Consider the following 20427-nt stretch of genomic DNA (forward strand, 5'->3'; position numbering starts at 1 on the left):
ACCACATCCTGGGACTTGACTCCTGGCGAACGCAAGAATAATTTTCATCCAATCGCCCGAACAGTGAAAGGAATGCTTGTGGCCGGAGGGGTGCTCGGACGCATCCAGACCGAGCTGCCCGGTCTGCCCGAGGCGCTGCGGCGCGTCGGGGAGCTGATCCTCGCCGATCCGGGGGAGGCGGCGCGCTCGACGATCATCACGCTCGCCGAGCGGAGTGGCAGCTCTCCCGCGACCGTGACCAGATTTTGCCGGGTGTTCGGCTTCGCCGGATACGCCGAGCTGCGGGTCAGCCTGGCCACCGAGACCGGCAGGGCGGCCCAGGCCAACTGGGGCAGGGGCGTGGGCCGCGACATCGGTCCCACCGACCCGCTGGACACCGCGATCGAGACGATGGCCGCCTCCGACTCGCGGCTGATCCAGGAGACCGCCGCGCAGCTCGACACCGACATGGTGGCCAAGGTGGCCGAGGCCATCGTGGCCGCCCGCCGGGTGGTGCTGTTCGGGGTGTCCATCAGCGGCGCGGTCGCGGGCATGCTGGAGGCGCGGCTGCGCCGGATCAGCATCCCGTGCTGGAGCCACACCGACGCGCACGAGGCACTGGCCGACGCCTCGCTGCTCGCCGCCCAGGACGTCGCCATCGGCATCTCGCACCGGGGCCGCACCCGGGAGGTGCTGGAGGCCCTGGCCGAGGCGGGCGCGCACGGCGCGACGCTGGTCGCGGTGACGTCGTTCGCCAGATCGCCGCTCGCCGAGCTGTCGGACCTGGTGCTCACCACCGCGGGCCGGGACATCAAGACCTTCCGCCCGGGCGGGCTGGCCGCCGTCCACTCCCAGCTCTTCGTGCTCGACGCGGTCTACGTCGCGGTGGCCCAGCGCACCTACGAGCGGTCCAGGGACGCCTACGAGCTGACCATCAACGCGGTCGAGAGCCACCGTGTCGAAAGGGGTTGAGAAGATCGTGGACATCGGCGCCGCCGCCTACGTCGAGCAGGTCGAGAACCTGGTGGGCGAGGTCGCACGGAGCCAGGCCGAGCCGGTACGCCGGGCCGCCGCCGCCGTCACCGCCGCACTGCGCGCGGGAGGCGTGGTCAACGCCTTCGGCTCCGGCCACTCCGAGGCCATCGCCATGGAGATCGCCGGCCGCGCGGGCGGGCTCGTCCCGGCCAACCGGCTCGCGCTGCGCGACGTCGTCGTCTACGGCGGCGAACCGGTGAGCCTGCTGACCGCCGCCAACGCCCGAGAGCTCGAACGCGACCCCGCCATCGCCCGGCGGATCTACGACCTGGCGCCGGTGCGGCCGGAGGACGTGTTCGTGCTGATCTCCAGCTCGGGGGTCAACGGCTCGATCGTCGAGCTGGCCGGCATCGTCAAACGGCACGGCCACGAACTGATCGCGATCACCTCCGTGCGGCACAGCACGGCGATGCCCTCGCGCCACCCGTCCGGGCACAAGCTGCTCGACCTCGCCGACGTGGTGCTCGACAACGGCGCGCCGTACGGCGACGCGGTCATGCCGCTGCCCGGCGGCTCCTCCACCGGCGCGGTCTCCACGATCACCTCGGCGCTGCTCGCGCAGATGGTGGTCGCCGAGGTCGTCAGAGAACTGCTGGAGGCCGGGGAGACGCCGCCCATGTACCGGTCGGTCAACGTGGCCGGCGGCGACGAGCACAACCGCGCGCTGGAGGCCCGCTACGCCGGGCGGATCCGCCGGGGCGCCTGAACCACCAGGTCACATCACCACAGGAGGGACCCCACCATGGCACCGACCCCCTTCACCCGGCGCGAGCTGCTGAAGAACGCCGCCCTCGCGGGCATGTTGCTGCCCGCCGCCGGCGCGCTGGCCTCCTGCGCCACCCCCGCGGGCGACTCGGGCCCGGCCCAGGCCCCCACCGCTGGCGCCAAGAGCGCGAACAACCCGCTGGGCATCCCCCAGGACAAGCCCGTCGAGGTCGTCATCTTCGACGGCGGCTTCGGCGACAAGTACTTCACCGACATCCACAAGCCGCTGTTCCGCACCAAGCACCCCAAGGTCGAGATCAAGGAGACCGCGACCAAGGAGGTCGCCAAGACCCTCCAGCCGAGGCTGGCCGGCGGCGCCCCGCCCGAGGTCATCCACAACTCCGGCGCCAACGCGATGGACGTCGGCGCGCTGGTCCAGGACGGCCAGCTCTACGACCTGCGGACCCTGCTGGACGCGCCGAGCTGGGACGACCCCAACGTCAAGGTCCGCGACACGATCTCGCCCAACGTGATCGAGTGGGGCACGTTCGAGGGCAAGTTCCAGGTCATGGCCTACACGAACGGCGTCTGGGGGATGTGGTACTCGCAGAAGTTGTTCAAGGAGGAGGGCTGGCCGACCGCGCCCAAGACCTGGGAGGAGTTCACCGGGCTGCTGGAGACCATCAAGAAGTCCGGGAAGATGGCCCCGTTCACCTACGCGGGCAAGCACCCCTTCTACGTCTACGAGGCCATCCTCACCCTCGCCGCCAAGATCGGCGGCAAGGACGTGCTGAAGAACATCGACAACCTTGAGGACGGCGCCTGGTCGGCCGAGCCGGTCAAGCAGGCCGCCGCCGCGTTCCAGGAGATCGGCGCGAAGTACCTGCTGCCCGGCACGGCGGGCCTGGACCACGTCCAGACCCAGACCGCCCAGAACAAGGGCAAGGTCGCCATCCTGCCGTGCGGGGTGTGGCTGGAGAACGAGCAGAAGGGCACCGCGCCTGCGGACTTCGACTACGGGGTCTTCCCGCTGCCCGACTTCACCTCCTCCGACGCCCTGCCGTACGGGACGGTCCACGCGCGGCCCGGCGAGGACTTCATGGTCGGGGCCAAGTCGCCCAACCCGCTGGGCGGCGTGGAGGTCCTGCGGGCCATGCTGTCCAAGGAGGCGTCGGCCAAGTTCGTGCAGGCCGTCAGCACGCCGTCCATCGTCAAGGGCGCGGCCGAGGGCGTGCCGCTCAGCCCCGGCCTGAAGTCGGCCATCGCCATGCTGGAGGCGGCCGGGGACAACACCACCTTCTTCCGCCTGCGCCAGTGGTACCTGCCCATGCACGACGAGGTGGCCGCGGCCACCGGCCAGCTCATGAACGGCCGGCTGACCGTGGACAAGTGGGCCGAGCGCATCCAGAAGAAGGCGGCCGGCATCAAGGCCGACTCCTCCGTCACGAAGTACACGCGCGACTGAGCGCGCCCCGACCCGATGTGAGCTACCAATGAGATACGGCAGGACGGGATTCGTCGTCGGATTCCTCGCGGCGCCAGTGCTCCTCTACGTGATCTACGTGATCGCGCCCTACGCGCAGGCGTTCTACATCGCGCTGACCAACTGGAGAGGGGTCAACGCCAGCCCCGAGTTCATCGGGCTGGAGAATTTCCGGCGCCTGTTCGAGGACTCCGTCTTCTGGAAGGCCGTCGGGCACAACCTGCTGCTGCTGATCCTCATGCCGGTGCTGACGCTCGGGATCGCGCTGTTCTTCGCCTTCCTGCTGAACGTCGGCGGGAAGTCGGGCATGACCGGGATCTGGGGGGCGAAGTTCTACCGGGTGGTGTTCTTCTTTCCCCAGGTCCTGGCGGTCGCCATCGTGGCGGTGCTGTTCCAGCAGGTGTTCCGCCCGGACCGCAGCGGCATGCTGAACGCGCCGCTGATCGCGGCCGGGGCGGAGCCCATCGGGTTCCTGTCGAACCCGGACGTCGCGTTCTGGTCCGTGCTCGGCGTGCTGGTGTGGCAGGCCGTCGGGTTCTATGTGGTGCTGTTCTCCGCGGGCATGGCCTCGGTGCCCAAGGACATGTTCGAGGCGGCGGCCATCGACGGCGCCGGACGCCTCTCGCTGTTCTTCCGCGTGACGCTGCCGCTGCTGTGGGACACCATCCAGGTCGGCTGGGTCTACCTCGGCATCGCCGCGCTGGACGTCTTCGCCGTGGTGTGGGTGATGACCGCCGAGCACGGCGGTCCCGACTCCTCCACCACCGTCATGGCCGCGGAGATCTACCGCAACGCGTTCCAGTACTTCAGGTTCGGCTACGCCTCGGCCATGGGCGTGGTCCTGTTCTTCTTCACCGTTGGTTTCGCGGCGCTGTCCCTGCGGCTGTCGCGGCGCGAGCGGATCGAGTTCTAGGGGATCTCCAGTGGCTTCTCAGAGTCTGCCGTTCTCGCGGTCCGAGGCCAGGGAGCAGCGCAAGGCGCGGCTCGGGCCGATGGCCATGCTCTCGCACGTGGCGCTGGCGCTGTGGGCGATCCTCGTCGCGGTACCGCTCATCTGGACGTTCCTGGCCTCGGTCAAGAGCGAGGATGAGATCTTCGGTGACGCCTGGTCGCTGCCGGCGGCGCTGCGCCTGGACAACTGGGCGCGGGCCTGGGAACAGGCGCACATCGGCCAGTACATGCTGAACAGCATCGTGGTCGTCTTCTTCGGCGTGTCCGGCACCATGCTGCTCGGGGCGATGGCCGCCTACGTGCTGTCGCGGTATGAGTTCCGCGGGAGCAAGGCGCTGTACCTGCTGTTCGTCTCCGGTCTGGCCTTCCCGGTGTACCTGGCGCTCACGCCGCTGTTCTTCGTGGTGCAGAACATGGGCAGGGTGCCGCTGATCGGCCCGTTCATCGGGCTCAACAGCCACGCCGGGCTGGTGCTGGTCTACATCGCCTACTCGCTGCCCTTCACGGTGTTCTTCCTGGCCGCGTTCTTCCGCACGCTGCCCACGGCGGTGGCCGAGGCGGCCTTCGTGGACGGCGCCTCGCACACCCGGGTCTTCTTCCAGATCATGCTGCCGATGGCCAGGCCGGGGATCGTGAGCATCACGGTGTTCAACATCCTCGGCCAGTGGAACCAGTACCAGATCCCGCTGGTGCTGCTGGCCGGGGCCAAGGACAAGTGGGTGCTCACGCAGGGCATCGCCGACATCTCCACGGCGGCGGGCTACGACGCCGACTGGTCGGCGCTGTTCGCCGCGCTGAGCATGGCGATCTTGCCGATGCTGGTGGTCTACACGGTCTTCCAGCGGCAGATCCAGGCCGGGCTGACCGCCGGGGCGCTCAAGTAGCCGCGATCAGGCGCCGGGTACGTTGCGCAGCGCCTCGCGGCGGCTGAGCCCGCTGATGCCCTTGTGCTCGACGTAGCGGACCACCTCGCGGGGATCGACCTTGGCGTACTCGCGCAGCGCCCAGCCGATGGCCTTGCGGGCGAAGAAGTCGGTGTCGGACAGGCTGGGCTCGATGCAGGCGTAGAGCAGACCCAGGTCGGTGCCGTGGCGGAAGCGGTTCTGGGACAGGATGGCCGCGCGGCGCTTCCACAGGTCGTCGGCGCGTGACCAGTCGAGCATCAGCGGGCGCATGGTGTCGGGAAAGGCGGCGAGCAGGCCGCCGATGCGGTGGACGGCGAGGTCATCGACGTAGTCCCACCACGCGCCGGTGACGATCATCTCTTCGTACATCGGCAGCGTGTAGAGGGTCTGCCAGGGCCGGTAGTAGCGGTAGCCGGTCAGCTCGATCGCCGCGTAGCGCTCCTCGCGGTACTCGGCCGCGCGCCAGATGGCCAGTGAGGTCTTGCGCCACTCGGGGGCGGCCAGGATGCGGTGGTGGGCGAAGACCTTCTTCAGCGCCGCCCGGCGCGGGACGGCCTGCACGCCGAGGAACGGCATGTCGGACTTCATGTAGGCCCGCATGGCCTCGGCCTTGGTGGGCTCGGCGGCGACGGTGAGCGCCTGCCGGATCGCCTCGCGCAGCGCGTTCATGCGCGCTGGCTGGTGCGCTCGCCCGTGGAAAGGCCGTCGAACAGCACCGTGATGTAGTGCTCGGCCAGGGCTGCGGTGTCGAGCGGGCCGTCGGACCGGAACCAGCGCACGGTCACCCAGATCGTGTCGCGGATGGTGCGGTAGGCGAGCTTGGGATCGATGTCGGTGCGCAACTGCCCTCTGGCCTGGCCGCTCCTGATCTGGTCGACCCACATGCGCTCGACCTCGTCTTCGGCCTTGACCAGGTAGTCGAACCGGTCGCCGGGCAGCGAGCGCAGGTAGCTCCAGTCGTTCTGCATGACGGTGATCGCGGCCCGGTGCGGCTCCAGGGTGGCGAACCCGATGCGGATCATGTCGGAGAGCGCGGCGCGCGGCTCGCCGCGGCCGGCCAGGGCGGTGCGGTAGCGGCCGATCAGGTCGTCGAGAAAGCTGGAGAGCACCTCATCGACGATGCTCTCCTTGGAGTCGAAGTGGTGGTAGAGGCTGCCCGAGTGGATCCCGGCCTCCTGCGCGATCTCGCGGACCGTGGTCGCCTGGAAGCCCTTGCGCGCGAAGATCTCGGCGGCCAGCCGGACGAGATGATCGCGGCGGTCCGAGACAGGGGTCGCCTTACCCGTGTTCACGCCCACCATTATGGGCCCTCGCCCAATCGCTTGTTGACGATACGGGTTCGCAAGCTCTCACCCTCAGTACCCTCATATTCCACTATTTCCTCACTTATCCCTCCAAACCAAACACTCCGCCCGAACCGGGTACATCGGGTATCTCACTACGCGACGATCGTGTCATGGCGAAGATCGGATATCCCTTCACCCTTGGCGTGGCGTCCGGCGAGCCGACATCCGGTGGCGTGATCATCTGGACCCGGCTCGCGCCCGACCCGGTCGGGCTCGACCCCGGCCGGCCGGGCGGGATGCCCGCCGAGACGGTCCCGGTGCGCTGGCAGGTGGCCGAGGACGAGCGGTTCACCAAGATCGTCGCGACCGGCACGGCGCAGGCCCGGCAGGCGTGGGCGCACAGCGTGCACGTGAAGGTGGACGGCCTGCGCCCGGCCGCCGACTACCACTACCGCTTCTCGGTTCCGGCCGCGTTCGGCGGGGCCACCAGCCCGGCCGGCCGTACCAGGACCGCCCCGGCCCGCGAGTCGGGCGACCCGGTGCGGTTCGCGGTCGCCTCCTGCCAGCGCTACGAGCACGGCCATTTCTCCGCGCTCGGCCACATCGCGGACGAACGGCCCGATGTCATCTTCCATGTGGGCGACTACATCTACGAAGGGGGCAAACCCGCCGATCCGGCGCCCGGCCGCTACATCCGGCCACTGGAAAGTCCCGAGCGCACCTGCCGCACGCTGCACGACTACCGCAACCGGTACGCCCGCTACCGCACCGACGCCGCCCTGCGGGCCGCGCACGCGGCGGCCCCCTGGGCGCCGATCTGGGACGACCACGAGGTGCGCGACAACTATGCGGGAGCACGGCCCGGCGACGGCTCGGACCCCGAGGCGTTCCTGCGCCGCCGCACGGCCGCCTACCAGGCGTACTACGAGCACTTCCCGCTGCGGGTCCGGCCGGTCGGCACCGGGCTGCACATGTACCGCTGGCGGCCCTACGGCCGGGTCGCCGACTTCCTGATCCTGGACGCGCGGCAGTACCGGGAGCCGGGGGACATGCTCGGGCGCGCCCAGGAGGAGTGGCTGGTCGGGCGGCTGGAAGGTTCGACGGCCCGATGGAAGGTGCTCGTCCAGCCGATGTTCTTCGCCCGCAGGCAGTTCCCCGACGGGTCGCTCAGCACGGACGCCTGGGACGCCTTCCCGGCCCAGCGGGCCCGCGTGCTCTCCGCGGTGGACGGCGGCCTGGTCGTGCTGAGCGGCGACGTGCACAACAACTGGGCCTGTGACCTCGCCGACGACGCCGGGCGGCCGGTGGGCGTGGAGTTCGTGGGCACCGCGATCACCAGCGCGCCGCCCGGTACGGACAACGCGGCGATCCTGGCGGCCAACCCGCACATCCGCTTCCACGACGGCCATCGCGGCTACATGTCCGGCACGGCGGGACCGGACGGCCTGGAACTCGCCTATCGCGTCGTGGACTTCGTCGACCGGCCCGGCTCCCCGGTGCGGACCGTGGCGCTGTTCGGCGTGGAAGGGGATCGCCTGAAAAGGCTTGACGTCTGACGCCGGGCTGAAATCGCGTGATCAGCCCCTTGGCAATTAGGAAACTTTCCTATTAGATTGTCGGCATGCCCATGAGCGGTGACGCATGAGCCGACGCGACCACGAGCTGTTGCGCCTGGCCGATGAGGTCCTTCTTCCGGGATTCACTGGAACCACGCCCCCCGACTGGCTGAGACGCCGGCTCGGCGACGGACTGGCGGGGGTGGTGCTGTTCTCCAGGAACATCCGCGACCCCGAGCAGGTCGCCGGCCTCACCGCCGCGCTACGGGCGGAGAAACCCGACCTGCTCGTCGGCATCGACGAGGAGTCCGGGGAGGTCACCCGGCTGGAGGTCACCGGCGGCAGCAGCAGGCCGGGCAGCTTCGCCCTCGGCGTCGTGGACGACGTCGAGCTGAGCGAGGCGATCGCCCGGGGTCTCGGGCTGGACCTCGCCGCCGCGGGCGTGACGATCAACTTCGCGCCCTCCGCCGACGTCAACTCCAACCCGGACAACCCGGTCATCGGGCTGCGCTCGTTCGGCGCCGATCCCGAACTGGTGGCGCGGCACACCGTCGCCGCGGTCCGCGGGATGCAGTCGGCGGGCGTCGCGGCGTGCGTCAAGCACTACCCAGGACACGGCGACACCGCCATCGACTCCCACCACGCCGTGCCGTACGTGGACGCCACGGAGGAGGAGCTGTGGAAGGTGCCGCTGCTGCCCTTCCGCGCCGCCATCGAGGCGGGCGTGCGCGCGGTCATGACCGGGCACCTGCTCGTCCCGGCCCTGGACGAGGACCGGCCCGCCACGCTCAGCCCCAGGGTGCTCACCGGGCTGCTCCGTGAGGAGATGGGCTTCACCGGGCTGGTCGTCACCGACGCGATCGAGATGTCGGCGGTTTCCGGCCCGTACGGCATCGGCGGCGCGTCGGCCCTGGCCATCGCGGCCGGGGCCGACGCCATCTGCATCGGCGGCGAGCACGCCGACGAGAAGACCGCCGCGGCGGCCAGGGACGCCATCGCCGACGCGGTGACCGGCGGACGGCTGAGCGAGGAACGCCTGGCCGAGGCCGCGGGCCGGGTCCGCGAACTGGCGACCTGGACCGTCGCCGCGAACCGTGAAGGCGACCCCGGCGCGGGACTGGACAGCGCGCCGCTCGGCCTGCGGGCCGCCCGCCGCGCGCTGCGGGTCACCCGCCGCTCGGCCGACGCCCGCTTCCCGCTGGGCGGGCCCGCGTACGTGCTGGAGTTCGCGCCGGAGATGAACCTGGCGATCGACAAGGGCACCCCGTGGGGGCTCGGCGGCCCGCTCGCCGAGCTGATCCCCGGCACCACCACGACCAGGCTGACGGCCTCCGCCGCCACCGGAGGGGCCGTGGAGGCGGTGCTTTCCGCGGCCGACGACCGGCCGCTCGTCCTGGTGGTCAGGGACGCGCACCGGCACGCCTGGCAGATGTCCGCCCTGGACCACCTGCTCGCCGCCCGCCCGGACGCCGTCGTGGTCGAGATGGGCCTGCCCGGCCGGCGCGACCTCGGCGCGGTCCACATCGCCACGCACGGCTCGGCCCGCGTCTGCGGCCTGGCCGCCGCCGAAGTCCTCAGCGGCCGTGTCGACGGGCGGTTCTCCGGGGAGGCCGGCGACCTGCACCCGCAGGTCCCCTGAGCCGGGGCGGGTTCTTGTCGGTGGGGGCTGGTTGAATCGCGGTATGGAGTTCGAGTCGGAGGATCTTTCCAACGCGTCCCTTGCGGAGCGGCTGCGTGACGGCGGCCCGCACGTCTTCCGGGAGTGCGACCTCACGCAGGCGGACCTGCGGGGTCTTTCCCTGTTCGAGGCGGTCTTCGAGGCGTGCGTGCTCGACCGCGCCGACTTCCGGCGGGCCGACCTCGACGGAGCCCGCTTCTCCGGCGGCGGCGGGTCCGGCCCGCGCTTCGAGGACGCCGAGCTGGTCGACGCCGTCTTCACCGACGTCGACCTGACCTCGGCCAAGTTCGGCAACGCGCTGCTGACCGACGCGGTGTTCACCGGCTGCCGGATGATCGGCGCCGTGCTGTCCGGGTGCCGGGGCACCGGCTACCGGTTCACCGGCGGCAACCTGAGCCTCGCCGACCTGACCGGCTGCACGCTGCGCGGGGAGACGATCGAGGACGTCCGGTTCGACGAGGCCAACCTGTCCGGCTGCGACCTCACCAAGGCGGTGTTCCTGCGCTCGCGGCTGATCGGCGCCCGGCTGGTGGAGACCCGCTTCGAGGGCGCCGACCTGCGCGGCGCCGACCTCGGTGAGGTCGACGACACCCGGCTGCGGGCGCTGCGGGGCGCGGTCGTCTCGGCCGAGCAGGCCGCGCGGATCCTGTCGGAGCGCGGCCTCACGGTGCTGTAGTGACGCCGGGTACAGAAGATAATTCTGATCACTCTGGGCTATGATCTCGTCACTGTCGGCTATAGCATCGGGATGCAATTGACCTTGAGGTCAACGGACGGTCGATCGGGGGGTCAAGGCCGGGTGTGGTGGCCTTCGGGTCCTCGCCGCGGCCGTCCGGCGTCCAACCGCGAAGGAGATCAAGTGATCAAGAAGCTGTGCGTCGCCGGTGCCGTCCTGGCCGCTGCGACGACCGCCGTGCTGGTCGCGGCGCCCGCGCAGGCGGAGTCCGCGGACTCGTGGTCCAACTGGGCGACCAACCACCGCTCGGCCCAGTCCGGCAACCTGTTCGGCCAGCTCGCGACCACCGCGGCCGGCGGCGCCGGATCGACCAACGTCAACAACATCAACGGCACCGTGGCCAACGCCACCAACGGCAGCGTCACGGTGTTCTACTCGTTCCGCTGATCCCCGCTCGACGTGCGGGCCGGGAGTCCTCGAAGCGGACCCGGCCCGCGCCGCTCTTTCCCCGACGCCTGATCCAGGCCCGCGCCCCGCGCCACGTTCCGTGACCGCGGTGGCGCTTTTTCGCGTTCGGCCCCTGTTCGCCCCGCCCGCTGCGGGCGGGAGGGTGTCCTGGCGGGCGTGGGGGACCCGCCAGGACACCTCCCTTTCCGGTCGCGACGGCGTTAGAACCCCGGCGAGGGATGAGGTCCTAGGCCGATTGGCCGCGACCGGAGCCGGTGGGGGGAGCGGCTCTCGGTGGAGCCTCCCGGGCGTCGGTACCGGACGGTGCCGAGGCGTGCCGCCCCGGCGGGGCCGTCCGCAGGATGAACGACCATGTGTCCGCCTTCGCTCCTGACGGACACCCGTCCCCATCGCTCTGGTAGGTGTGGGTGACCCCGTGGCGTCGCAATGCGTAGCGCAGTAGACGCGTCGCGTCGCCGGGATCGCGCCGGGACGGTGTTGGCGCGCCCGCACGGACCGACAGCACCGGCCGTCACCCCCTCGCCGACCTTTCGATGGTTTTGTACCAACGTTTGGATGATGAGGCTCAAAGGGGGGCGCGGTCAAGGGCTGAGTTTCAAACTAGAACCAGATCGTCTAGATTCGTTGGCACAAAAGGGGTGAATGTGGCGCGGTCGACGCTGTACCAGCAGGTGGCCTCAGAACTACGGAGGGCCATCTACTCCGGTGACCTCGGTCCCGGGGACCAGCTTCCGACCGAGGCCGACCTCATGAGCTCCTATGGAGTCAGTCGCAATACGGTCAGGCTCGCCCTCGGCGAGCTGGTCAACGAGGGTCTGATCAGCCGGACCCCGCGGCGCGGCAGCATCGTCCGCGACCGCCGCCCGCTGCTGATGTACCCCCAGCGCGAGCTGACGCCGCAGCCGGCCAGCGCGCCGCGGGAGGCGTTCGGCTTCGCGGTGTCCCAGGAGGGCCGCGAGCCGAGCCAGGTCATCGAGGTGTCGATCGTCGAGCCTCCCGAGGAGATCGCGATCCGGCTCGAACTGCCCGACGGCGGGCTCGCCGTGGTGCGGCGGCGGCTGCGGTTCGTGGACGGCCAGCCCTACAACACCAACGACTCCTACTTCCCGCACGCCCTGGTGGGCGATTCGGAGATCGTGCGGCCCGGCGACATCGTGCGCGGCGCCAACCGCGTCCTTGAGGAACTCGGGCACCCCCAGGTGCGCGTGGTGGACGACATCTCCGCGCGGATGCCGACTCCGACCGAGAGCGCCCGGCTCGAACTGGAGCCGGGCACGCCTGTCGTGGAATACGTCAGGGTCGGTTACGACTCTGACGACGTGCCGGTCCGTGTGGCCGTGTCGGTGCTGCCGGCGGACAAGCACCTGATCCGGTACGAGCTGGAACGCCGCTGACCTATCGCGGCATGCGACACCGGCCGGTGATCTTGCCGGCGCGGTGCTAGATACTTCCCCAAAAATCCGGATTTGTACCGACATTTCCGTGTGCCTTGACTCAGGCACGATTCGTGTTCATTCAAACACATATCGCAACGAAGGGAAGTACCATGCAATCCAACCTCGTGCTGTCCCCCCAGACGCTCACCCTCCGCCGGGCCGGCGTCGGCGACCTCCCCGCCGCCCTCGGGCTGCTCGCCGAGGCCGCCGAGTGGCTGCACCGCCAGGGGGTCCGCCAGTGGCCGCGCGGCGGCTTCGGCCCCGAGCGGATCGAGCCGCTGATCGAGCAGGGCGTGCTCTACGTCGCCGACATCGCCGGACGTCCCGGACGGCGGGCGCAGATGGCGGTCGTGGCCGTCGACGGGTTCGCCGACCCGGAGTTCTGGACCGCCGCCGACCACCCCGGCGACGCCCTGTACGTCCACAAGCTCGCCGTCTCCCGGGAGATCGCGGGCATGGGCGTCGGCGACGCACTGCTCGACTGGGCGAGCGAGACCGCCCGCGACCACGGCCGCCGGTGGCTGCGCCTGGACTGCTCCAAGGAGAACCAGCGGCTTCAGTCCTACTACCGCGGGCGGGCGTTCGCCCACCTGCGCACGGTGGACCTGCCGCACCGCGCCTCCGGCGCGCTGTTCCAGCGCCCGGCGGGCCTCACCACGGGCGCGCCGCGCGTCCACCTGCTCGACCGTACGGCCCGCCGCGACCCCTCACCGGCCCTGGTGTAGCCCGCGGCGTTCCCCGCCGGGACCTGCGACAGGGGCCCGGCGGGGGGCCTGCGCCCCGATTTCGGGATGCATGCCGTACTGACCGCGAAACACAGCCGATAGCCTCGATCCATGACCGGAGCCCTGCTTGAGGTGATCGCGCTGGACGTGCGCGACGCCGTCGCCGCCGAGCAAGGCGGCGCCGACCGCCTGGAGGTCGTCGCCGACATGGCGGCCGACGGGCTCACACCGGCGGCCGAGACGGTCGCGGACATCGCCAAGGAGTGCTCGCTCCCGCAGATGGTGATGCTCCGGCCCGGACCGGGCTTCACGGTGACGGACGAACAACTGGCGAGGCTGCGCGCGAGCGCGCGGGCCCTCGCCGACGCCGGCGCGGCCGGGTTCGTGTTCGGCTTCCTCGACGCCGAGGGCGCCGTGGACCTGGCCGCGACGGAGGCGATGATCCACGCCGTCGCGCCGCTCCCATGGACGTTCCACCGCGCGGTCGACCACGCCGCCGACGTCCAGGCGGCATGGCGTGCCGTGCGGCTGCTGCCCAACCTGGCCACCGTCCTCACCGCGGGGTCCCCCGAGGGCGTCGCAGGCGGCCTCGGCGTACTACGCGCCCGCGCCGGTGCCGGCGACGCGGGCCTGATCCTCGCCGGTGGCGGCCTGGCCCCCGAACACGTCCCCCCACTCCTCGACTACGGCGTCCGAGCCTTCCACGTGGGCAGCGCCGTCCGCCCCTCCTGGCGCGACCCGGTCGACACCACCCTGGTCCGCCACTGGCGAGCCCTCGCCGACCAGACCTGACCCAGGCGCGCCGGAGCCCTGAGCGGTGCCGGGGATCGTCAGTCGCCGAGGGCGTGGTGGGCTCGGGCCAGGGCGGTGGTCAGGGATGTGAGGGCCGGGCCGGTGGGGGCCGCGGCCTTGGCGGTGTAGGCGGGGCGGTGTGCCAGGTGGAAGGTGTAGGTGGCCACGTAGCGGCTCACCAGGTGTGCCGGGTGGGTGTCGCCGCCCTGGTAGTAGCCGTGGGACAGGGAGTGGGCGACCAGGGCCGCGTGGCGGCGCCACAGGGCGCGTACGTCGGCGGCGGAGGCGGTGGCCGGGGCGAGGGCCGGGGAGCCGTCCGCCAGTTCCACACCGGTGCCCGCGAAGGCCGTCTGCATGACGTGGCGGGCGTGGTCGCAGGCCGGGTGGTCCGGGCGCTGTTCGTGTGGGGCCAGCCCGCAGGCCGCCGTGTAGCCGGACACGCCGAAGCGGGCCGCGGCAAGCCTCCCGCCCGCCGTCTCAACCAGGCCGGGCCGCAGGAAGCGCAGCGTACGCGGGTCGTCCACCTGCATCTCGAAGCGCAGCGTGCCGTCCGCCGGCCCGAGGCCGCGCTCCAGCGCCGCCAGGCAGTCGGCGAACTGGCCGAGATACGCCTCCTGAAGCACCCTGGGGAAGGTGATGACGAGTCCGGGTGGCAGACCCCCGGCGAGGTCGCTCACGGCCGTCAGGAAGCCGTCCAGCGTCCGCAGGGAGCGCACCGGGTCTCCGGCGGCGAACGACCCGACCCGCGGCCCCCAGCGCCGCGGCAGCCTCCCGGCGGCGTGCATCTGCGCCACATGGCGGGCGGCGGACTCGGCGCGGGCGTCCTCGGCAGCCGCATCGCCCCCGCCGCCGTCCCCGAAGTCGATCCGCAGGTCCTCCACCGGCTCTGTGGCCAGCTTGGCGGTGACCCGCCGGTGGACGTCGGCGGCGAGCGCGGGGGAGGAGACGCCGAACACCCCGGCGAGCGCGCCGGGGGAGCGCAGGTGCGCGGCCAGCATCGACGCCGCCGTACGGCCCCACTCGGCGATCGTCCCGGCGCGGAAGACGCCGGCGGGCACGTAGACGGTGTGGACCGGCTGCCAGGCGGGCTCGGCCCCCGCCCGTTCAGCGGCCCGCTGCGCGGCGTACGCGGCGGCGAAGCCCGGGATCAGCGCGGCCGGGTCGGGCAGCGTCACCCGCATCAGGCCGGCGCCTGCTCCCTGCCACAGGCGGCCAGCATGGCGGCCAGCCCCACCAGCTTGACCCGCTCGCCGCGGCCGAGCGAACGGGCCCGTTCGGCCTCGGCGGCCTCGATGGACAGCCACTCGGCGTAGGTGATCGGCCGGACGCCGCGCTCGGCGAGCAGGTCGTCCAGCCGCACGGCCGGGGGCGCGGCGGGCTCGGCGGCCAGGTCGGCCAGCAGGGTGCGCACGGTCTCGGCCGCGTCGGACTTGTTGGTGCCGATCACGCCGGTCGGTCCGCGTTTGAGCCACCCCGCGACGTACTGGCCCGGGGCGATCCGGCCCGCCGTGTTGGGCACCGTCGCCGAGCGCTCGTCGAACGGCACTCCGGGCAGCGGCACGCTCTGGTAGCCCACCGAGCGCAGCACCATCCCGGCCGGGATGGTCTCGAACACGCCGGTGCCCACCACCTTGCCGTCCGACAGCGCGGTGCGCTCCAGCCGGATGCCCTCCACCCGGTCGGTGCCGATGATCTCGACGGGACGCAGCCAGAACCGGACGTCCAGCCGCCGGGGGCGGCCCGCAGGAGTGCGCGCCGCCCAGCCGCGCAGCACCTCGACGTTGCCCCTGATCTGCCGGGACAGCTCGCTGACATCGTTGTCGCCGGCCTCGTCGGGCCGCACGGAGACGTCGGCGTTGGCCAGCTCGCCCAGCTCGCGCAGCTCCTTGAGGGTGAACTTCGCGTGCTCGGGCCCACGCCTGCCGATCATGTGGATGGCCTTGACCTGGCTGTCCGCCAGCGCGCCGAGCACCTCCTCGGGCACGTCGGTCGTGCGCAGCTCGGCCGCGGTCTTGGCCAGGATGCGGACCACGTCGACCGCGACGTTGCCGACCCCGATCACCGCGACCTCGGTGCTGTCCAGGGTGAAGGCGTCGGCGGGCACGTCGGGGTGCCCGCAGTACCAGTTGACGAAGTCGGTGGCGGCCACGCTGCCGGGGAGGTCCTCGCCGGGGATGTTCATCCGCCGGTCGACCATCGCGCCCGTGCAGTAGACCACCGCGTCGTAGGCGGCGCGCAGGTCGTCGACGCTGATGTGGGGGCCCAGCTCCACGCCGCCCAGGAACCGGATGCCCGGCTGCTCAAGGACCCGGCGCAGGTAGCCGGCGATCGACTTGATCGAGGTGTGGTCGGGGGCCACGCCGTACCGGACCAGCCCGTACGGCGTCGGCAGCCGTTCGAGGACATCGACCTCGACGGGCTCCGCGGACTGCTTGGTCAGTGCCTCGGCCGTATAGATCCCCGCGGGACCCGACCCAACGATCGCCACACGCAGCGGCACGTCCGCCTCCCTCGTCTCGGGGTCCACCGCCCCCCATTACACACCCAGGACGAACAGCCGGGCATCTGGGTTCCATCCCGCCCCCCGGGCGCGACTCGCGGGAAACCAAAGCCGGACGTCCGCCAACGCGGCCGACAATTCCGAAGCCACCCCCGAATACGGCCAGAGGCTTGCGGGAAGCCGACCTACCCGATCACAGTTGGACCTCGTGGGCGCAGGGGCGAACAAACGGCTAAGAGGTCGCGGGCGGCGGCCGGAGGACGGCACCGCCGCGAGCGCGCGCGAACCGCGTCACGGACCTCCCCGCGGCCCGGCCGCCCTGCCGGGCATCGACGAAGACCTCATCGCGCCCGCCGCGCGCCGCTACGAGGCGCTCGGGCGGGTGATGGCGGCGCTGGCCGCCCAGACCGAGATCATCGAGTCCTGCCGCGACCTCGCCTGGTGGCGCGGGACCGACCATAGCTGGCACATCGAGTGGCGCGACGGCCTGTTCGCCTTCGAGGTCGCCGCGCTGCTCGCCGAGCAGATGCGCGACAGCGCCATCGCGGGTCCGCTGGCCGCCGCCGCGGGCCCGGCCTCGCGGGGTTCGGCCGCCATCGACGTGCTGGGCGTCCGGTTCGCGCTGCGCGCGCTCGATCCCCTCGGCCGGGCCCGGCTGCGCGCCCGGCCGGGCCTGTGGCGGCTCACCGAGGCCCTTGACACCTCCCGGCCGGGTGACACCCGCCGCGCCTGGGAGGAACTGCTCGGCGGTTAGCCCTCCCGGAGGGGGGCAGCTTTCGACCACATGGGGGAGAAACGGGACAGGCCGGGGTACGCGCCCGTTCCCGGAGCGGGTGGCGACCCCGGTTACGAGGGGTTCGCCGAGTACGACCGCAGGCAGGAGCGCATCGGCCGGCACGTGGTGGTGGCCTTCGCGCTCGGCCTGCTGTTCGGCGGCTTCGGCGTGGTCGCCACGCACGTCCTGCCCCGCGGCGTGACGGCCGTCTTCAACCCCTACGGCTACTTCCTCCTGGCCGTCTACGTGGGCGGCACGGCCGCGGGGATCGGCTGGGCGGCGCTGTCCAGCCTGCTCGCGGCGCTGGCCCCCCTGGTGGCCTCGATGGCCGGGACGCTGGTCTTCGAGGGCTTCGACGCCCAGGCGTGGGGCGCCGGCAGCGCCATCCAGACCAACGTCCTGCTGGTCGCCATCTTCGGGTACGGCCTGGCCGCCTACGTCGCCCGCCGCGCCGGGATCGCCGGGGACGTCACCGCCGGGCTGCTCGGCGGAGTGCTGCTGGCCGACGCCGCGGACAAGGCCGCGCCGGGGTGGGTGGAGTACGTGCCGGGCTTTTGGCCCTGGCCCGCGGCGGTGGTCACCATGCTGGTCGTGGCCACGGTCGCGCTGCTGCGCGAGACCACCGCGGGGCGCGCCCGCGCGCTGGTGTCGGCGCTCGTCATCCCGGCCGCCGTCATTCTCCTCGCGCCGCCCTGGTGAGCCGATAGCCTGGAGGTCTCCGCGGGCCCCTTCGGCGGGGGCCGAAATCTCGATCCGGGAGTGGCCGTGCTGCTGCGCATGTCGTCGTTGTTCCTTCGCACCCTGCGGGACGACCCGGTGGACGCGGAGGTCCCCAGCCACAAGCTGCTGGTCCGGGCCGGATACGTGCGCAGGGTCGCCCCCGGCATCTACTCCTGGCTGCCGCTCGGCAAGAAGGTGCTGGACAACGTCACCCGCGTGATCCGCGAGGAGATGGACCGCATGGGCGGGCAGGAGGTCCTGTTCCCCGCCCTGCTGCCGCGCGACTACTACGAGGCCACCGGCCGCTGGACGGAGTACGGCGAGGCGCTGTTCCGGCTGAAGGACCGCAAGGGGGCCGACTACCTGCTCGGTCCCACCCACGAGGAGATGTTCGCCGACATGGTCAGGGGCGAGCTGTCCTCCTACAAGGACTTCCCGGTCACCCTGTACCAGATCCAGACCAAGTACCGCGACGAGGCGCGGCCCCGGGCGGGCATCCTGCGCGGGCGCGAGTTCGTGATGAAGGACTCCTACTCCTTCGACCTCGACGACGACGGCCTCAAGCGCTCTTATGAGCAGCACCGCGAGACCTACATCAGGACCTTCGAGCGGCTCGGCATCGACTACCGCATCTGCTTCGCGACCTCGGGCGCGATGGGCGGCTCCGCCTCCGAGGAGTTCCTGGCTCCGGCCGAGACCGGCGCGGACGCCTTCGTCGCCTGCCGCTCGTGCGGGTACGCCGCCAACGCCGAGGCCGTCACCACCCCGGCCCCGCCCGCGAGCCCGGCCGAGCACCCCCCGCTGCGGGTGCTCGACACCCCGGACACCCCGACCATCCAGACCCTGGTCGACTTCGTCAACGAGCACCACGGGCTGGGCGTCACCGCGGCCGACACGCTGAAGAACGTCGTGGTCAAGATCCGCACCCCCGGCTCGGACAAGGCCGAGGTGCTGGTGATCGGGGTCCCCGGTGACCGCGAGATCGACTTCAAGCGGCTGGAGGCCGCGGTGGCCCCCGGCGAGCCGGAGATCTTCGAGGCCGCCGACTTCGAGCGCCACCCTGGCCTGGTCCGCGGCTACATCGGCCCGCAGGTGCTGAAGGACCTCGGCATCACCTATCTGGTCGACCCGCGGGTGGTCGATGGCACCTCGTGGGTCACCGGGGCCAACGAGCCGGGCAGGCACGCGGCCAACGTGGTGGCCGGGCGCGACTTCACCCCCGACGGCACCATCGAGGCCGCCGAGATCCGGGCCGGTGACGCCTGCCCGCAGTGCGGCTCGCCGCTGTCCATCGACCGGGGCATCGAGATCGGGCACATCTTCCAGCTCGGCCGGAAGTACTCCGACGTCGCCGAGCTGGACGCGCTCGGCCCGGACGGCAAGCCCATCCGGATCACCATGGGCTCCTACGGCATCGGCGTCTCCCGCGCGGTCGCGGTGATCGCCGAGCAGCGCCACGACGAGCTGGGCCTGGTCTGGCCGCGCGAGATCGCGCCCGCCGACGTCCACATCGTGGGCACCGGCAAGGACGACCAGATCGGGGTCGCGGTCTCGCTCGCGGAGGAGCTGACGGCGCGCGGGGTGCGCGTCCTGGTGGACGACCGGCCGGGGGTCTCGCCCGGCGTGAAGTTCAAGGACGCCGAGCTGCTGGGCATGCCCACGATCCTGGTGATCGGGCGCGGTCTCACCCAGGGCGTGGCCGAGCTGCGCGACCGGGCGTCCGGCGAGCGGGAGGAGATCCCGATCGCCGAGGCCGTGGACCGCGTCGCCGCGCTCGTCTCCTGACCCGTGGGCCGGCGCTCACCCCGTGGCGGGCGTGGGCGCCGGTGACCCGGACTTCGCGGTGGGCTCGGGCGTCGCGGCCGGGCGCAGGCCGGGCAGCGCCGGGATCTCGGCGCGGAAGCCGTAGGCCCGGATGACCGACTCCTGCATGGCCAGCGCGGCGCGCTCGCGCACCGCGACCTCGGCGGTCGCGGCCAGTTGCAGGTAGGCCGCGGTCACGCCCTCCTCCACGTGTACGGCCAGCCGGGTCGCCTCGGCCGCCGAGCCGGGGGTGACCGGCACCGCGTAGGACGCCGCGGCCTCGCGCGGCGCGGCGCCGCGCTCGCGGATCATCACCCGGAGCTGGTCGCGCCTGGCCCGGTGCGCGTTGTAGGCGGTGGTCGCCGCCGAGCGCAGCGAGCCGGTCGTGCGCGCCGCGATGAGGCCGTAGGCGTAGACCGCGGCGTGCTCGGCGGCCAGCGTCTGCTGCAGGTCGTCGAGGGTGCTCACGGCGACCTCGACAGGGCCGCGGCGTGCGCCGCCTCGCAGGCCCCGATGCTGGCCAGGAGCTGGGCGAGCGCCGGGGCGGCCGACCGCACCTGATCGGCCCTGGCCGCCGCGGACGCGCGCTCCAGGTCGCGCAGCGCGGCCGGGGTGACCTTGCCGGGGGAGGGGCGCGCCGGGGCGGGCGTACGGCTCGGCGTGGCGCCGGGCGTCGGCGTGGGCGGCGGCGGGAGCCTGCGCCGCAGCTCGGCCAGGTGCTCCTCGTGCCGGCGCAGGAACGGCGCCAGGTCGGCGTCGGCCTCGGCGGCGCGGCCGTACAGGGCGACGGTGCGCTCCTTGTCGGCCACCAGCTCGCGCAGCAGCACGACCTGAGGGTCGGGTGGCTCGGGGGCCGTCTTCCGCTCCGCGGCGCACCCGGACACGGCCGCGGCGGCCAGCCCGGCGGCCGAGCCCCGCAGCAGGACGCGCCTGGTCAGGCGTGGCGGACGCACG

Annotated in this window: 21 protein-coding genes; 15 read left to right on the top strand and 6 right to left on the bottom strand. The window is 72.0% G+C overall.

Going from position 1 to position 20427, the window contains the following annotated elements; genetic code table 11:
• Positions 1–72 precede the first annotated feature (72 nt).
• The 5 genes from ACH34R_RS36300 to ACH34R_RS36320 are packed head-to-tail and all read left to right on the top strand — an operon-like array spanning position 73 to position 5037.
• Positions 73–951, top strand: coding sequence for a MurR/RpiR family transcriptional regulator (locus ACH34R_RS36300; RefSeq protein WP_397566117.1), 879 nt, complete (start codon positions 73–75; stop codon positions 949–951).
• Positions 935–1720 (top strand): sugar isomerase domain-containing protein, encoded by a 786-nt coding sequence (locus tag ACH34R_RS36305; RefSeq protein WP_397566118.1) that lies wholly within the window; start codon positions 935–937, stop codon positions 1718–1720. The genes ACH34R_RS36300 and ACH34R_RS36305 overlap by 17 nt, the downstream gene beginning before the upstream one ends.
• A 36-nt stretch (positions 1721–1756) precedes the next feature.
• Entirely contained in the window at positions 1757–3184 is a 1428-nt protein-coding gene (ngcE, locus tag ACH34R_RS36310) for an N-acetylglucosamine/diacetylchitobiose ABC transporter substrate-binding protein (RefSeq protein WP_397566119.1), read from the top strand.
• Positions 3185–3212: 28 nt separating this feature from the next.
• Positions 3213–4115 (top strand): carbohydrate ABC transporter permease, encoded by a 903-nt coding sequence (locus ACH34R_RS36315; protein WP_397566120.1) that lies wholly within the window; start codon positions 3213–3215, stop codon positions 4113–4115.
• A 10-nt stretch (positions 4116–4125) separates the two neighbouring features.
• A complete protein-coding gene (locus ACH34R_RS36320) occupies positions 4126–5037 on the top strand; it encodes a carbohydrate ABC transporter permease (RefSeq protein WP_397566121.1) in 912 nt (303 codons plus the stop codon).
• Between the two features lie 6 nt (positions 5038–5043).
• Here ACH34R_RS36320 and ACH34R_RS36325 read toward each other — a convergent pair whose 3' ends face one another.
• Positions 5044–5727, bottom strand: a complete 684-nt coding sequence (locus tag ACH34R_RS36325; RefSeq protein WP_397566122.1) for a DNA alkylation repair protein — start codon at positions 5725–5727, stop codon at positions 5044–5046.
• Positions 5724–6350: a TetR/AcrR family transcriptional regulator gene (locus ACH34R_RS36330; protein ID WP_397566123.1), complete on the bottom strand. Its 627-nt coding sequence runs from the start codon at positions 6348–6350 to the stop codon at positions 5724–5726. The genes ACH34R_RS36325 and ACH34R_RS36330 overlap by 4 nt, the downstream gene beginning before the upstream one ends.
• A 164-nt stretch (positions 6351–6514) precedes the next feature.
• Here ACH34R_RS36330 and ACH34R_RS36335 point away from each other — a divergent pair, with 164 nt between their 5' ends.
• The 7 genes from ACH34R_RS36335 to ACH34R_RS36365 all read left to right on the top strand — a co-directional run bounded on the left by ACH34R_RS36335 (position 6515) and on the right by ACH34R_RS36365 (position 13675).
• On the top strand, positions 6515–7900 hold the full coding sequence (locus ACH34R_RS36335) for an alkaline phosphatase D family protein (protein ID WP_397566124.1): 1386 nt from the start codon (positions 6515–6517) through the stop codon (positions 7898–7900).
• Positions 7901–7985: 85 nt separating this feature from the next.
• The gene (locus ACH34R_RS36340) at positions 7986–9539 is read left to right on the top strand and encodes a glycoside hydrolase family 3 N-terminal domain-containing protein (RefSeq protein WP_397566125.1); all 1554 of its coding nucleotides are present in this window, start codon (positions 7986–7988) and stop codon (positions 9537–9539) included.
• Between the two features lie 43 nt (positions 9540–9582).
• Positions 9583–10254 carry a pentapeptide repeat-containing protein gene (locus ACH34R_RS36345; protein ID WP_397566126.1) on the top strand — a complete coding sequence of 224 codons (672 nt, stop codon included), beginning with the start codon at positions 9583–9585 and terminating at the stop codon, positions 10252–10254.
• 183 nt (positions 10255–10437) lie between these two features.
• Entirely contained in the window at positions 10438–10701 is a 264-nt protein-coding gene (locus tag ACH34R_RS36350) for a hypothetical protein (RefSeq protein ID WP_397566127.1), read from the top strand.
• Positions 10702–11366: 665 nt separating this feature from the next.
• A complete protein-coding gene (locus ACH34R_RS36355; protein ID WP_397566128.1) occupies positions 11367–12116 on the top strand; it encodes a GntR family transcriptional regulator in 750 nt (249 codons plus the stop codon).
• A 152-nt stretch (positions 12117–12268) separates the two neighbouring features.
• Complete coding sequence (locus ACH34R_RS36360) at positions 12269–12883, top strand: GNAT family N-acetyltransferase (protein ID WP_397566129.1); 615 nt, start codon at positions 12269–12271, stop codon at positions 12881–12883.
• 111 nt (positions 12884–12994) lie between these two features.
• On the top strand, positions 12995–13675 hold the full coding sequence (locus ACH34R_RS36365) for a copper homeostasis protein CutC (RefSeq protein WP_397566130.1): 681 nt from the start codon (positions 12995–12997) through the stop codon (positions 13673–13675).
• A 38-nt stretch (positions 13676–13713) separates the two neighbouring features.
• Here ACH34R_RS36365 and ACH34R_RS36370 read toward each other — a convergent pair whose 3' ends face one another.
• On the bottom strand, positions 13714–14856 hold the full coding sequence (locus tag ACH34R_RS36370; RefSeq protein ID WP_397566131.1) for a DUF6986 family protein: 1143 nt from the start codon (positions 14854–14856) through the stop codon (positions 13714–13716).
• Entirely contained in the window at positions 14856–16202 is a 1347-nt protein-coding gene (locus tag ACH34R_RS36375) for an FAD-dependent oxidoreductase (protein WP_397566132.1), read from the bottom strand. Before ACH34R_RS36375 ends, ACH34R_RS36370 begins: the two co-directional genes overlap by 1 nt.
• Before the next feature lie 181 nt (positions 16203–16383).
• Here ACH34R_RS36375 and ACH34R_RS36380 point away from each other — a divergent pair, with 181 nt between their 5' ends.
• The 3 genes from ACH34R_RS36380 to ACH34R_RS36390 all read left to right on the top strand — a co-directional run bounded on the left by ACH34R_RS36380 (position 16384) and on the right by ACH34R_RS36390 (position 19455).
• Positions 16384–16929 carry a hypothetical protein gene (locus ACH34R_RS36380; protein ID WP_397566133.1) on the top strand — a complete coding sequence of 182 codons (546 nt, stop codon included), beginning with the start codon at positions 16384–16386 and terminating at the stop codon, positions 16927–16929.
• Positions 16930–16959: 30 nt separating this feature from the next.
• Positions 16960–17649 (top strand): hypothetical protein, encoded by a 690-nt coding sequence (locus ACH34R_RS36385; protein ID WP_397566134.1) that lies wholly within the window; start codon positions 16960–16962, stop codon positions 17647–17649.
• 66 nt (positions 17650–17715) lie between these two features.
• Positions 17716–19455: a proline--tRNA ligase gene (locus ACH34R_RS36390; RefSeq protein WP_397566135.1), complete on the top strand. Its 1740-nt coding sequence runs from the start codon at positions 17716–17718 to the stop codon at positions 19453–19455.
• Positions 19456–19470: 15 nt separating this feature from the next.
• Here the strand turns inward: ACH34R_RS36390 and ACH34R_RS36395 are convergent, their stop codons facing one another.
• A complete protein-coding gene (locus ACH34R_RS36395; RefSeq protein ID WP_397566136.1) occupies positions 19471–19941 on the bottom strand; it encodes a ferritin-like domain-containing protein in 471 nt (156 codons plus the stop codon).
• On the bottom strand, positions 19938–20426 hold the full coding sequence (locus ACH34R_RS36400) for a hypothetical protein (RefSeq protein WP_397566137.1): 489 nt from the start codon (positions 20424–20426) through the stop codon (positions 19938–19940). Before ACH34R_RS36400 ends, ACH34R_RS36395 begins: the two co-directional genes overlap by 4 nt.
• Position 20427: the final 1 nt, after the last annotated feature.

Origin of the sequence: Spongiactinospora sp. 9N601, assembly GCF_044326295.1 — a bacterium.
Classification (GTDB): domain Bacteria; phylum Actinomycetota; class Actinomycetes; order Streptosporangiales; family Streptosporangiaceae; genus Spongiactinospora; species Spongiactinospora gelatinilytica.

Excerpts from the sequence above, each read along its gene's own strand:
- ACH34R_RS36300 (WP_397566117.1), top strand. The coding sequence starts at position 73 with ATGCTTGTGGCCGGAGGGGTGCTCGGACGCATCCAGACCGAGCTGCCC.
- ngcE (WP_397566119.1), top strand. The coding sequence starts at position 1,757 with ATGGCACCGACCCCCTTCACCCGGCGCGAGCTGCTGAAGAACGCCGCC.
- ACH34R_RS36315 (WP_397566120.1), top strand. The coding sequence starts at position 3,213 with ATGAGATACGGCAGGACGGGATTCGTCGTCGGATTCCTCGCGGCGCCA.
- ACH34R_RS36325 (WP_397566122.1), bottom strand. The coding sequence starts at position 5,727 with ATGAACGCGCTGCGCGAGGCGATCCGGCAGGCGCTCACCGTCGCCGCC.
- ACH34R_RS36335 (WP_397566124.1), top strand. The coding sequence starts at position 6,515 with ATGGCGAAGATCGGATATCCCTTCACCCTTGGCGTGGCGTCCGGCGAG.
- ACH34R_RS36340 (WP_397566125.1), top strand. The coding sequence starts at position 7,986 with ATGAGCCGACGCGACCACGAGCTGTTGCGCCTGGCCGATGAGGTCCTT.
- ACH34R_RS36345 (WP_397566126.1), top strand. The coding sequence starts at position 9,583 with ATGGAGTTCGAGTCGGAGGATCTTTCCAACGCGTCCCTTGCGGAGCGG.
- ACH34R_RS36360 (WP_397566129.1), top strand. The coding sequence starts at position 12,269 with ATGCAATCCAACCTCGTGCTGTCCCCCCAGACGCTCACCCTCCGCCGG.
- ACH34R_RS36365 (WP_397566130.1), top strand. The coding sequence starts at position 12,995 with ATGACCGGAGCCCTGCTTGAGGTGATCGCGCTGGACGTGCGCGACGCC.
- ACH34R_RS36370 (WP_397566131.1), bottom strand. The coding sequence starts at position 14,856 with ATGCGGGTGACGCTGCCCGACCCGGCCGCGCTGATCCCGGGCTTCGCC.
- ACH34R_RS36385 (WP_397566134.1), top strand. The coding sequence starts at position 16,960 with ATGGGGGAGAAACGGGACAGGCCGGGGTACGCGCCCGTTCCCGGAGCG.